At 62.3% G+C, this 12,378-nt stretch carries 12 protein-coding genes; 4 read left to right on the forward strand and 8 right to left on the reverse strand.

The features are described from left to right. Nucleotides 1–82 precede the first annotated feature (82 nt). The 3 genes from CD58_RS26725 to CD58_RS26735 all read right to left on the reverse strand — a co-directional run bounded on the left by CD58_RS26725 (nucleotide 83) and on the right by CD58_RS26735 (nucleotide 3,345). On the reverse strand, nucleotides 83–679 hold the full coding sequence (locus CD58_RS26725) for a YceI family protein (RefSeq protein WP_025215936.1): 597 nt from the start codon (nucleotides 677–679) through the stop codon (nucleotides 83–85). 32 nt (nucleotides 680–711) lie between these two features. Next, nucleotides 712–1,263: a cytochrome b gene (locus CD58_RS26730; protein ID WP_025215937.1), complete on the reverse strand. Its 552-nt coding sequence runs from the start codon at nucleotides 1,261–1,263 to the stop codon at nucleotides 712–714. A gap of 309 nt (nucleotides 1,264–1,572) precedes the next feature. Beyond that, the gene (locus CD58_RS26735) at nucleotides 1,573–3,345 is read right to left on the reverse strand and encodes a flavin monoamine oxidase family protein (protein ID WP_025215938.1); all 1,773 of its coding nucleotides are present in this window, start codon (nucleotides 3,343–3,345) and stop codon (nucleotides 1,573–1,575) included. A gap of 224 nt (nucleotides 3,346–3,569) precedes the next feature. Here CD58_RS26735 and CD58_RS26740 point away from each other — a divergent pair, with 224 nt between their 5' ends. Continuing rightward, complete coding sequence (locus CD58_RS26740) at nucleotides 3,570–4,976, forward strand: adenosylmethionine--8-amino-7-oxononanoate transaminase (protein WP_025215939.1); 1,407 nt, start codon at nucleotides 3,570–3,572, stop codon at nucleotides 4,974–4,976. A 206-nt stretch (nucleotides 4,977–5,182) separates the two neighbouring features. Then, complete coding sequence (locus tag CD58_RS26745; protein WP_025215940.1) at nucleotides 5,183–5,902, forward strand: 16S rRNA (uracil(1498)-N(3))-methyltransferase; 720 nt, start codon at nucleotides 5,183–5,185, stop codon at nucleotides 5,900–5,902. Between the two features lie 137 nt (nucleotides 5,903–6,039). Here CD58_RS26745 and CD58_RS26750 read toward each other — a convergent pair whose 3' ends face one another. Beyond that, nucleotides 6,040–6,942: a transporter substrate-binding domain-containing protein gene (locus CD58_RS26750; protein ID WP_025215941.1), complete on the reverse strand. Its 903-nt coding sequence runs from the start codon at nucleotides 6,940–6,942 to the stop codon at nucleotides 6,040–6,042. Between the two features lie 23 nt (nucleotides 6,943–6,965). Further along, nucleotides 6,966–8,207 carry a D-amino acid dehydrogenase gene (locus tag CD58_RS26755; RefSeq protein WP_025215942.1) on the reverse strand — a complete coding sequence of 414 codons (1,242 nt, stop codon included), beginning with the start codon at nucleotides 8,205–8,207 and terminating at the stop codon, nucleotides 6,966–6,968. A gap of 105 nt (nucleotides 8,208–8,312) precedes the next feature. On the opposite strand from CD58_RS26755, the gene CD58_RS26760 reads away from it, so the two are divergent. Next, nucleotides 8,313–9,233 (forward strand): LysR family transcriptional regulator, encoded by a 921-nt coding sequence (locus CD58_RS26760; protein WP_025215943.1) that lies wholly within the window; start codon nucleotides 8,313–8,315, stop codon nucleotides 9,231–9,233. On the opposite strand, the gene trhA is transcribed toward CD58_RS26760, so the two are convergent. Beyond that, nucleotides 9,230–9,847, reverse strand: a complete 618-nt coding sequence (gene trhA, locus CD58_RS26765) for a PAQR family membrane homeostasis protein TrhA (RefSeq protein WP_025215944.1) — start codon at nucleotides 9,845–9,847, stop codon at nucleotides 9,230–9,232. The two genes, CD58_RS26760 and trhA, sit on opposite strands and share 4 nt — an antisense overlap. A gap of 296 nt (nucleotides 9,848–10,143) precedes the next feature. On the opposite strand from trhA, the gene CD58_RS26770 reads away from it, so the two are divergent. Then, entirely contained in the window at nucleotides 10,144–11,058 is a 915-nt protein-coding gene (locus CD58_RS26770; RefSeq protein ID WP_025215945.1) for a LysR substrate-binding domain-containing protein, read from the forward strand. Nucleotides 11,059–11,197: 139 nt separating this feature from the next. Here the strand turns inward: CD58_RS26770 and madM are convergent, their stop codons facing one another. Continuing rightward, the gene (gene madM, locus CD58_RS26775; protein ID WP_025215946.1) at nucleotides 11,198–11,962 is read right to left on the reverse strand and encodes a malonate transporter subunit MadM; all 765 of its coding nucleotides are present in this window, start codon (nucleotides 11,960–11,962) and stop codon (nucleotides 11,198–11,200) included. A gap of 5 nt (nucleotides 11,963–11,967) precedes the next feature. Next, nucleotides 11,968–12,360 carry a malonate transporter subunit MadL gene (gene madL, locus CD58_RS26780; protein WP_025215947.1) on the reverse strand — a complete coding sequence of 131 codons (393 nt, stop codon included), beginning with the start codon at nucleotides 12,358–12,360 and terminating at the stop codon, nucleotides 11,968–11,970. Between the last annotated feature and the right edge of the window lie 18 nt (nucleotides 12,361–12,378).

Raw genomic sequence — 12,378 nt, forward strand, 5'->3', positions numbered from 1 at the left:
TGCACTGGCTGCTCGATTTTCATAGCCCAATAAAAACGCCCCTGATCCCAAGACCAGAGGCGTTTTTTGTCAGGCGCGAAAGTTACTTCGCTTTGACACCTTCAAACGAGACGTACAGTTCGACCGCGTCGGAGGTTGGGCCCAGGTCTTTCTGCTTGCCGAAGTCCGAACGCTTGATGCTGGTGGTGCCTTCGAAGCCAGCACGGTAGCCGCCCCATGGGTCCTTGCCTTCACCCAGGAAGGTGGCCTTGACCACGACCGGCTTGGTCACGCCCAGCAGGGTCAGGTCACCGGTCACGTCCGCAGTTTCTTTGCCATCGGCGTTTTTACCGGTGGATTTGACGCTGGTGGAAACGAAGGTGGCCTTGCCGAACTTGCTGGCGTTCAGGAAGTCAGCGCTGGCGATGTGCTTGTCGCGCTCGGCGTGGTTGGTGAACACACTGGCGGTATTCACGTTGAACTCGATCTTGCTGGCTTCAGGCTTGGCGGCGTCGAAGCTGAACTTGCCGTCGATGTCCTTGAAGGTACCGGTGATGTAGCTGTAGCCCAGGTGGCTGATCTTGAAGTCGACGAAGGCGTGCTGGCCTTCCTTGTCGACCACGTAGTCGGCAGCCATGGCCTGGCCGGCCGACAGCAGGGCGGAACCAATTGCCAGGGCGGCGAGCGTCTTTTTCAACATGCTTTCTATTCCTTTGGAGTCGAGGTTGAACATCAGGCTTGGCGTCCCAGCATGCGCTTGAGGGTCGCGTCACGGTCGATAAAGTGGTGTTTCAATGCTGCCAACGCATGAAGGCCGGAAAAAATGACCAGCGCCCATGCCAGGTAGAAGTGAATCTCGCCGGCGACGTCTGCCTGATCGGGCAGTCCGGACACCAGCGCGGGTACTTCGAACAAACCAAACACCGGGATCCCGACACCGTCTGCGGTGGAAATCAGGTAACCGGCGATCATCACGGCGAACAACCCGAGATACAGGGCGCTATGGCCGAGCTTGGCGCCGATACGGGTGAGCCGCCCATAGCTTTGCAGGGTGGGTGGCGGCGGGCTGACGAAACGCCAGATCACCCGCAGCAACATCGCCGCCAGCAGCACCAGGCCAATGCTCTTGTGCAGGTCCGGCGCGTCTTTGCGCCAGGTGCTGTAGTAGTCCAGGCCGACCATCCACAGGCCCAGGGCGAACAAACCGTACACCACCAGCGCAATGCCCCAGTGCAGGACGATACTGACCCAGCCATAACGAGAAGAAGAGTTGCGTAGCTGCATTGCTCATATCCTGTAAAAACTGCGTCCAAGACTAGCGAGTTATCTATCGATTTAAAGCGGAAATTTTCGCTTTGAAATATCGAGAAATACGATCATCAGTCTGGAAGGGATGGGTTAAGGAAAGATTAAAGCCAATACAGCGCGTGATAGCGGTCGTGTCAGGGCGGGCCTTATCGCGAGCAAGCTCGCACACAAGGATCGCGTCCGGCCTGGCACCGCCAACCAATGTGGGAGCGAGCTTGTTCGCGATGGCGATTCACAGGCAAAAAAAAGCGCGGCTGACACGCCGCGCTTTTTAGTCACCGAGCCTTACTGAGCCTTGGTCTCAGTCGCTGCCGGTGTTGTCGCTGCCGGTTTGGTCGCCGGTTTGGTCGCCGGTTTCTTCGCCGGCGTGGCGCTCTTCACTGGCGCTTTTTTAGCCGGGGTCTTGGCGGCAGGCTTTTTCGCGGCCGGTTTGGTTGTGGTTTTCTTGGCGGGCTCAACCTTGGCCGGAGCCGCCGGTGCTGGTGGTGCAACCGGCGCTGGAGCGGGTACCGGCGCAGGGGCTGGGGCAGGCGCTACTGGTTCTGGTGCCTTGACCGGCTCCGGTTTCTTCTCGTCATCCGAGCCACCAAACAGATTACTGAAGAAGTTGCCCTTCTTCGCCGCCACCGCACCGGCAGCTGCGGCCGTTGCAGCCGGCGCGACCTTGGGCGGTTCGAACGACTTGCCCGCCGCCAGGTCTTCAACCTGGCTGGCGGCCCGCTGGCCGCTGCGCAATGCGCCTTCCAGTGTGCCCGGATACAGGGTGTCGGTGTGTTCACCGGCAAAGGCTACGCGCTGCAACGGCTTTTCCCACAGGCGCCAGTATTTGCTGATCTGGCCCGGACCAAAGGCCAGGTACGCGCCGCCCATGGACGGGTCGGTGCTGTAGCGGCGGATTTCATAACCGGTGAATGCGCCACGGGCCTGGGGATAAAACGCGTGCAGGCGGATCAGCACCTGGTCAACCATCTGCTTGTCGCCGAAGGCCTGCATCACCCGGGCGTTGTCCCCGGACAAGTTGATGACCACGTTGGCGCCGCCCTTCATGGCCGGCTCGATCCACATCATGCCCAGGCCGGCGTTGCTGTAGATCTCGCCCGACATGCGCGCCTTGCTGTCCCAGACCGGCGTCTTGAACTTGAGCATGATCTGGTCGCGCCAGCCGTAGTTGGTGCCCTTGATCGCGCCTTGATGCTGGGCGTCCAGGGCCGGGGTCAGCTGGATTTTGCTCAGGGCCCGCAGTGGCACGGCCAGCACCACGTAGTCAGCCTGGTAACCGACGCTGCCAACCTTGACGGTCACGCCGTCCTTGTCTTGTGAGATGGCCGATACAGGTGAGCCGGTCTTGATGACTTTCAGTTGCTTGACGAACGCCTGGGCCAGGGTCGGACTGCCGCCCAGCAGCCGCGAGGCCCGCAGGTCGCGGTCGGAGACGCCACGGTAGACCCGGTTCTGTTGTGCGAAATACAGCAACGACAGGCGCGAAGGTTCGTCGTAGCGGGTGCGAATCTCCTGGTTCACCAACTGACGCGCAGTGGCCGGCAGTTGCAGGCGGTCGAGCCAGTTGGACACGGTGATCTGGTCCAAGGAGTGCAGGGTGCTGGTGGCCGCCGGGTTCTGCGGATCCTCAATGGAGCGCGCCAGGTCGTCCAGGGTGGTTTCGTAGCGCTTGAGGGCTTCGGCCGTTGCTGGCTGCTTGGTCGCCAGGTCAGCGGCGGTGTAGTAGGTACCGTCGATCAGGTAGCTGGGGGTGCGCACGAATTCCGGAGCTGGCGTGGTGCTCAGCTTGAAGGTCGAGACGTACTTGTTCAGCACTGGCTGCGTCTTCTCATTGCCGATCCACTCGCTGGTGGCCATGCCCGAGCGACCGCCCAGGCTCGGCTTGGCTTCCAGCAGGGTCACGCCCCAGCCTTTGTTCTGCAGCTCATAGGCCGCCGTGAGCCCCGCCAGGCCGCCGCCGATGACGATGGCCGTCGGTTGTTTGTCCTTGGCCAGCGCCGAAACGCTGGACAGCCCTATCATCACCAGCGCACAGGCGCGCAGCCAACCAGCAGACATTCAACGAACTCCGGAGTAAACGTAGGTAATTTCAGTTTCTCGAGCCAGACAGCTCAGAAGAGCCGCGAAGAATACGTCAGCCATCAAAGCGCCGCCAGCGGCGTCTATCGCCTCGTTCAAAGTAGCGGGAACGACACAATGGGTTGTCCCCAGGGCCGCCATTGCATAGGCTTGCGCGATTGTTTTGCCCGCGCCCGCCGCGAGCCGCCTCGAGGAGACTGTTAATGGGCCTGAATAACCAGTGGATGCAACGCGACCTCGCGGTGCTGTGGCATCCCTGCACCCAGATGAAAGATCACGAACAGCTGCCGCTGATCCCCATCAAGCGCGGTGAAGGCGTGTGGCTGGAAGACTTCGAAGGCAAGCGCTACCTCGATGCCGTCAGTTCCTGGTGGGTCAACGTGTTCGGCCACGCCAACCCGCGCATCAACCAGCGCATCAAGGATCAGGTCGATCAGCTGGAGCACGTGATCCTCGCCGGATTCAGCCATCAACCGGTGATCGAACTGTCCGAGCGCCTGGTAAAGATGACGCCCGAGGGCCTGACCCGGTGCTTCTACGCCGATAACGGCTCGTCCTGCATCGAAGTGGCGATGAAGATGAGCTTTCATTACTGGATCAATCGCGGCCAGCCGGATAAAAAGCGCTTCGTCACCCTGAGCAACAGCTACCACGGCGAAACCATCGCGGCGATGTCGGTGGGCGATGTGCCGTTGTTCACCGAGACCTACAAGGCGTTGTTGCTGGACACGATCAAGGTGCCGAGCCCCGACTGCTACCACCGCCCCGAAGGCATGGGCTGGGAAGAACACTCGCGCACCATGTTCGTCGCCATGGAACAGACCCTCGCCGAGCACCACGCCACGGTGGCGGCGGTGATCGTCGAGCCGCTGATCCAGGGCGCCGGCGGCATGCGCATGTATCACCCGGTGTACCTGAAACTGCTGCGCGAGGCCTGCGACCGCTACGGTGTGCATTTGATCCACGACGAAATTGCCGTCGGCTTCGGTCGCACCGGGACCATGTTCGCCTGCGAACAGGCCGGTATCACGCCGGACTTCCTCTGCCTGTCCAAGGCCCTGACCGGCGGTTACCTGCCGCTGGCGGCCTGCGTGACCACCGATGAGGTCTACAGCGCCTTCTACGACGACTACCCGACCCTGCGCGCCTTCCTGCATTCCCACAGCTACACGGGCAATCCACTGGCCTGCGCCGCGGCCCTGGCGACGCTGGATATCTTCGAAGAAGACAACGTCATCGAAAACAACAAGGCCCTGGCCCAGCGCATGGCCAGCGCCACCGCGCACCTGGCTGGCCATCCCAACGTGGCCGAAGTGCGCCAGACCGGCATGGTGCTGGCCATCGAGATGGTCAAGGACAAGGCCGGCAAGACCGCCTATCCGTGGCAGGAGCGACGTGGCCTGACGGTGTTCCAGCATGCCCTGGAACGCGGTGCGTTGCTGCGTCCGCTGGGTAGCGTGGTGTATTTTCTGCCGCCGTATGTCATTACCCCGGAGCAGATCGACTTCCTGGCAGAAGTCGCCAGCGAAGGCATCGACATCGCCACGCGGGACAAGGTCAGCGTGGCGGTGCCGAAGGACTTTCACCCGGGGTTCCGTGATCCGGGCTGACATCGCGATGCACTGTTGGAACACCATTGTGGCGAGGGGATTTATCCCCGTTGGGCTGCGCAGCAGCCCTAAAACCGGATACCCCGGTGCTTCAGGCAAATCGCGTTGGATGTATTTGGGGCTGCTTCGCAGCCCAACGGGGATAAATCCCCTCGCCACTGGTGTGGGGGGCCTCATAGCACCGTTAACTTTTTCAGAGATCCGACATGAGACTGTCCCGCTTCTTCATCGACGCGCCCCTGAGCCTCGGCGACCATGAACTGCCCGAAGCCCAGGCCCACTACATCGGCCGGGTGCTGCGCATGGCCGAGGGCGATGCGGTGCAGGTATTCGACGGTTCTGGCCAGGAGTTTCGCGGCACGTTGGCCGAAGTCGGCAAAAAGCGCGTACGGGTGCAGTTGGACGAACAATTCGCCGGGCAGGTTGAATCGCCGTTGCGCATCCACCTCGGCCAGGGCCTGTCCCGGGGCGAGCGCATGGATTGGGCGATCCAGAAAGCCACGGAACTGGGGGTCAGCGAGATCACGCCGATTTTCAGCGAACGCTGCGAAGTGCGCCTCAAGGACGAACGCGCCGACAAGCGCCTGCTGCATTGGCGCCAGGTGGCGATCAGCGCATGCGAGCAGTGCGGGCGCTCAACCGTGCCGGTGATCCATCCGCCGCTGCTGCTGGCCGATTGGCTGAAGCAGACCGAGGCCGAGCTGAAACTGGTGCTGCACCCGGTGGCCGAGCCGCTGGTCAGCCACGCCAAGCCGCAGGCACTGGCCTTCCTGATCGGCCCCGAGGGAGGGCTGTCGGACGCCGAAGTCGAACAGGCCAAGACCGCCGGCTACCACGCCGCCCGCCTCGGTCCCCGCGTGCTGCGCACCGAAACCGCACCGGTGGTGGCCCTGGCCGTGGCGCAGCAGTTGTGGGGGGATTTCTGAGCCGCCGCAGGCCCTTTTGGGAGCGAGCTTGCTCGCGATAGCGGCTTAACATTCAGTATGGATGCAAGCTGATCCACCGCAATCGCGAGCAAGCTCGCTCCCACAGTGGATCGCCGGCGTCACGGCTTCGGTGTCGCTTACTGCACCGGATCACTGGTCGGCTTGGCAATGATCGCCTTCAACTCACTGGTCATCGGGAATTCCAGGTTCAGGCCCTTGGGCGGGATCGGCTTCTGGAACCAACGGTCGTAGATGTCGTTGATCTCCCCCGACTGGTACAAATCGGCCAGGGTCGCGTTGACCAGCGCCAGGAATTGCGGGTCGTCCCGGCGCACCATGCAGCTGTAGATTTCCCGCGATTGCTCTTGCCCCACCACCACCCATTTGTGCGGGTCGCGCGCCTTGGCCCGTTCGCCGTAGAGCAGCGCATCGTCCATGTAGAACGCCACCGCCCGGCCTGTCTCGAGCATCTGGAAGGCTTCGCCGTGGTCCTTGGCGCTGATGACGAACATGTCGAGCTTGTTGTCCTGGTTGTAGCTTTTCAGGAAACGTTCGTTGGTGGTCCCGGCGGTGGTCACCACGTTCTTGCCGCGCAGATCGGCGAAACTATTGATGCCGCTGTCCCTGGCCGTCAGGAGCTGGCCTTTCACATAGATGAAGCCGTAGGAAAACGCCACTTGCTTCTGCCGTTCGGCGGTCACGCCCGTGGAGCCGCATTCCAGGTCCACGGTGCCGTTTTGCACCAACGGGATGCGGGTCTGGGAGGTGACCAGGTTGTACTTGACCGCCAACTGCGGCAGCGCCAGTTGTTTCTGGATGCGTGCGACGATCTTGCTCGCCAGGTCCACCGAGTAACCCATCGGCTTGCCGCTGTTGTCTGCGATATAGGAAAACGGCACCGAGGCATCGCGATAACCCAAGGTAATGCTGTGGGTGCTGGCGATTTTCTCCAGCGTGCCGCTCTGGGGCGCCTCATTGGCGTGGGCCTGGAGGGTCAACAGCAGACTCAGGGTGCAGCCGATCAACGTGATTCTTTGCATTGTTATTCTCCGTTGCGGGTGGGTCAGGCGGCGCGGGGCGTCAAGCCCTGCAAATCGATGGAAGGCCGGCGCTGGCGGATCAGCTCGCTGAGCACTCGCGCGCTGCCACAGGCCAGGGTAAAACCCAAGGCCCCGTGGCCAAGGTTGAGCCACAGGTTACGGTAGCCGGTGGCGCCGATCAGTGGCACGCCGCTGGGGGTGGCCGGGCGCATGCCGGCCCATTCGATGGCGTGCGCGTAATCCCCGCCCAGCGGGAAGGTTTCCAGGGCCTGGCGCTTGATCAGGGCCAGGCGCTTGGGGTCTGGCGTCGGGTCGAAACCGACGATGTCCACCATCGCCGCGACGCGCAGTTGTTCGCCGATGCGGGCGTAGACAACCTTACGGTCGTAGTCGGTGATGCTCAGCTCCGGTGCCCGATGCTGCGGGCCAATGGGCACGCTCAAGCTGTAGCCTTTGAGCGGATACAACGGCACGCGCACACCGGGCAACGCGAGCGCGGCACTGCGGTGGCCAGCGGCGATCACCAGGTGCTCCACCGGCATCCGTTGCCCATCCAGCTCGATGGCTTGCACTGTCGCATCGGCATGTTCGATGCCGGTCACCGGGTGGCCCAACAGGAATTCGCAGCGCCCCGAAGCCCGCAACCGGGCCGCCAATTGCTGGCAGAAGGCATGGCAATCAGCGACCTCTTCATCCGGCGTGTAGATCCCGCCCACGTAGGGCACGCCGGCCAGGGCCGGTTCCAGGTTCGCGCACTCGGCGGGGCCCAGCACGTGCTGATGGTCAACGTCCGCCAACCCCTGCCGCGCACGCTGGAAATGCCCTGCGTTGCGAAACGTCACCAGTTTGCCGTTGCGCCGCCAGTTGAAACCGTCGAGGCGGTCCTCTTCACGCCAATCTTGCAAAGTGGCCTGGCTCAACAGCGCCAAGCGCAGCAGGTGGCCGCCGTTGCGCCGGTTGACCGAGCTCCGGCACGCACCAATGAACGCGGCCATCCAGCGCCACTGCGCCGGGTCCAGGCGCGGTCGCAACTTGAGTGGCGAATCACCGCGCAGCATCCAGCCCAGTGCCTGCCAGGGCACCCCGGCGTCGGCCAGCGGGGCAACGTAACGATAGGACAACTGGCCACCGTTGGCGAAACTGGTCTCGCTGCCCAACCCTTCCCGGGCCTCCACCAGGGTCACTTCGGTGCCGTCGCGCACCAGCGCATAAGCCGTCGCCAGCCCGACCACACCGCCACCAATGATGCAAACCCGCTGAGCCATGTCTATCTCACGTCTGTTTTCGATGGCCTGAGGTTAGGGCCAGGTGACAGGCCTCGAACAATGAATAAAGATGGACCTCCTATAAACAAAGGTTATGGGCTCGCCATGCGCCTTCGCCACATTGAGATTTTCCAGGCCATCCGCCAGACCGGCTCCATCAGCGGCGCCGCCCAACTGCTGCATGTTTCGCAGCCAGCGGTGACCAAAGTGCTGCAGCATGCCGAGCAACAACTGGGTTTTGCGTTGTTTCTGCGGGTGCGCGGCAAGTTGCAGGCCACGCCTGAAGCGTTGGAGCTGGAGCGCGAAGTCGACAAGGTCAGCGAGAGCCTGCAAGGCGTGCGACGCCTCGCCCAGAGCCTGCGTCGCGAGCCGGGCCACAGCCTGCGGATCGGCGCGACACCGGCCCTGGCCCTGTCGCTGCTGCCGGCGGCAATTCACCAATGGACTCGACGCTACCCGGACAGCGCCTGCGAGTTGTCCAGCGCCCACAGCCGCGAGCTGGTGCAGAACCTGTTGATGCGCGAAATCGATGTCGCCCTGACCCTGCAACCGCCCGAACACCCCGGGCTCAAGGCCCAGGCCCTGGCCAGCGGCGTGCTGGTGGCCCTGGCGCCGAGCGGTTATTGGAAGGACGCGGCAGTGGGTCAGCCGATGCCCTTGCAGGAACTGGCCGGGGCGCCGTTGATCGGCCTGTCCAGTGCCGACCCGCTGTCGGCCAAGCTGGACGGTTATCTCAAGTCTGTGGAACCGCCGCCGCGCATCAGCATCGCCGTACAGACGTATTCATTGGCCAGGGCGATGGTCGAGTCGGGTGCCGGGCTGGCGGTGATCGACCCGTTCACGGCCCTGGGCGCTTCGAACAGCCGCACGGCGATCCGGCCGTTGTCACCACCGCTGCCCATTTCCCTGTATGCCGTGACCCGGGCCAACGAAGCCCCGGCGCACACCCTCGGCGCACTGCTGGAGATTTTCACCAGCCAGGCCCAGGCGCAACTGGATCGCCTGTTCGCCACGGCCGGTGCCTAGAGTACGTAGAACAGAATCGCCACGAAGTGCAGCAGGCTGCCGGCGATCACGAACAGGTGCCAGATGCCATGGGCGTGGCGCAGACGGTGATCCAGCGCAAAAAAGATAATGCCCACGGTGTACAACACGCCGCCCGAGGCCAGCCAGGCAAACCCGGTGCTGCCCAGGGCCGCCAACAACGGTTTGACCGCCACCAGCACGATCCAGCCCATCACGGCGTAGATCACAATCGACAGGATCCGCGCTTCGGAACGGGGCTTGATCTCTTGCAAGATCCCGATCACCGCCAGCCCCCAGACAATCCCGAACAGACTCCAGCCCCACGGTCCGCGCAAGGTCACCAGGCAGAACGGCGTATAACTGCCGGCGATCAGCAGGTAGATCGAAAAGTGATCGACCTTCTGCATGATTTCCTTTTTGCGCCCGCGCACGCTGTGGTAGACCGTCGAAGCGCTGTAGAGCACCAGCAAGGTGAACCCGTAGATGGCCACGCTGACGATCTTCCACGGATCACCGGCCATCCCGGCAATCACCAGCAGCCACACCGCCCCGATAAAAGCCGCGACCGCCCCGACCAGGTGCGTCCAGGCGTTGAGTCGTTCCCCGTGATACATCCACTCTCCCCTCACATTCCAAAACAGACGCCAAGGCTCAGGCTTGGCGCTGCAAAGTGCAATGGTTTGCTTGCAGCCTGCCAATACTCAAGTGCAGTGAGGTTCAGTGGCGAGGGAGCTTGCTCCCGCTGGGCTGCGAAGCGGCCCCAGAAAGAGCGGGCGCTGCGCACCCGAGCGGGAGCAAGCTCCCTCGCCACAGGTTAGTGTTCCGCCACTGGATATTCATCACAGCTAAATCCCCTCGCTACAAAGACCGATTGGGGCACAATCAAGCCAAACGAATAAGAGCCCGCCCCATGCTGATCGACGAAGAATTGACCCTGAAGAAACTCGAGGTGTTCCTGGCCTTCATGCGCACCGGCAATCTGACGCGGGCGGCGGCCGAGTTGCAGACCAGCAACGTCAGCGTGCACCGGGCCATTCACTCGTTGGAGAGCGCCTTGCGTTGTCCGCTGTTCAAGCACGAAGGCCGCAACCTCACGCCGCTGGAAAGCGCCTACGTGCTCGAAGAGCGGGCGCAGAAGCTGATCCAGGACGTGGTCGAAAGTGTGCGCCTGACCCGTGAAGCCGCCGGCTTCTCCGCCGAGCGCTTCAAGCTCGGTTCCCTGTATTCGTTGACGGTCAAGACCGTGCCACAGCTGATCATGGGCCTGAAGATCCGTCGCAGCGAACTCAACATCGACCTGATCCTGGGCTCGAACATCGACCTGCTGTACAAGCTCAAGAACATGGAGGTGGACGCGATCCTGATCTCCCTGGACGACAGCGTGAACGATGCGGACTGCGAGCATATCGAGCTGTTTTCCGACGACATCTTCCTCGCCACGCCAGCTGATTCTCCCTTTGCCCAACGCAGCGAAGTCGATCTGGCCGAGGTACGCGACGAGACGTTCATCACCTTGACCCAGGGCTTCGCCACGCATCAGGACGGGATTCGGGTGTTCAAGCAGGCGGGGTTCGAGCCGAAGGTGGCGATGCAGGTCAACGACATCTTTACCCTGCTGAGCATGGTCAGTTCCGGGGTGGGCTATGCGTTATTGCCAGGCAGGATTGCGGCGGTTTACGAGAATCGGGTCAAGTTGATTCCCTTGCAGACGCGGTATCGGTTGCAGCAGCACATTGGCGTGGTGTTTTTGAAGGCCAAGGAGCGTGATCCGAATCTGCTGGCGCTGTTGGCCGAGTGCCGGATGTATGCCAATCGCCAGGTTTGAAATCGCGTCGCCCCCATCGCGAGCAAGCTCGCTCCCACATCGATTTGTGTCGTCCCCAACATCTGAGTACGACACAAAACCTGTGTGGGAGCGAGCTTGCTCGCGATGAGGCCAGCCCTGTCAGCAAAAAGACTAAGCCCTATCCGATCAACCCCCGCATGATCAGGAATAACAACGAAGGCCCCAGCAGACACCCAAGCGCCGTATAGAACGCCGCCGTCAGGCAGCCATAGGGCACCAGCTTCGGATCAGTGGCCGCCAAACCACCGGCCACACCACTGGAGGTGCCCATCAAGCCGCCAAAAATTACCGCACTGCGTGGATTATTAAGGCCAATCAGCGGTGCCACGAACGGCGTCGCCACCATCACCAGGATTGCCTTGATCAAGCCCGCGGCAATGGACAGCGCCATGACCTCGGAACTGGCGCCAATCGCTGCGCCAGTGACGGGCCCAACGATGTAGGTCACCGCCCCGGCGCCGATGGTGGTCAGGCTCACTGCATCGGTGTAACCGAAGGCCATCGCCACGCCCACGCCAGCGATGAACGAAGTCCCCACCCCGACAAACAGCGCCAGTACCCCGACGAAACCGGCACGCTTGAGTTCCTCGACACTCACGCCGAACGCAGTGGCGACAATGGCAAAGTCCCGCAGCATGGCACCACCGAGCAAACCGATCCCGGACAGCAACGGAATGTCCACCACGCCCTTCTGTCCGCCGGTCATCGCACCGCCGATATACGACAGCACCAGCCCCAGCAGAATGGCGATGGCCGAGCCATGCAGGCGGCCTTTGGTGAACGTGTTGCTGATCCAGTAGGACACCCACATGGTGATGCCGACAATGGCGAAGCCGCTGATCAGGCCGTAGCCGGTGATGACTTTCATCATGGATTCGTACATGGCAATCACCCGACCGTCTTCACGGAAACGTTGGCTTCAGGCCCTTTGTTGCCGATGCGCACCAGCACCGGCACCAACGCAAAGGCAATCACCACCGCCAGGGTGCCGGCCAGGATCGCCATCGGCCCGCCCTTGAGCGCACCGTAGACGTTTTGCTGCGCCGCCATCGCCACCACGATGGGAATGTAGACCGCGCTCCAGAATTCCACGCCGGCCTCGGACTTACCCTTGAACAGGCCGCGCTTGCTCAGGTAACTGCCCAGGCCAATCAGCAGCAGCATTGCAATGCCGACGCCGCCGACATTGGCCGGTACGCCGATCAATTTGCCCAGCAGCTCGCCGATGAAAATACCCGTCAGGGTACAAAAGGCCAGAAACGCCACACCGTAAATAATCATTGTTGTAGTCCTCAAAGT

Source organism: Pseudomonas brassicacearum, from assembly GCF_000585995.1.
GTDB classification, from domain to species: Bacteria; Pseudomonadota; Gammaproteobacteria; order Pseudomonadales; family Pseudomonadaceae; genus Aquipseudomonas; species Aquipseudomonas brassicacearum_A.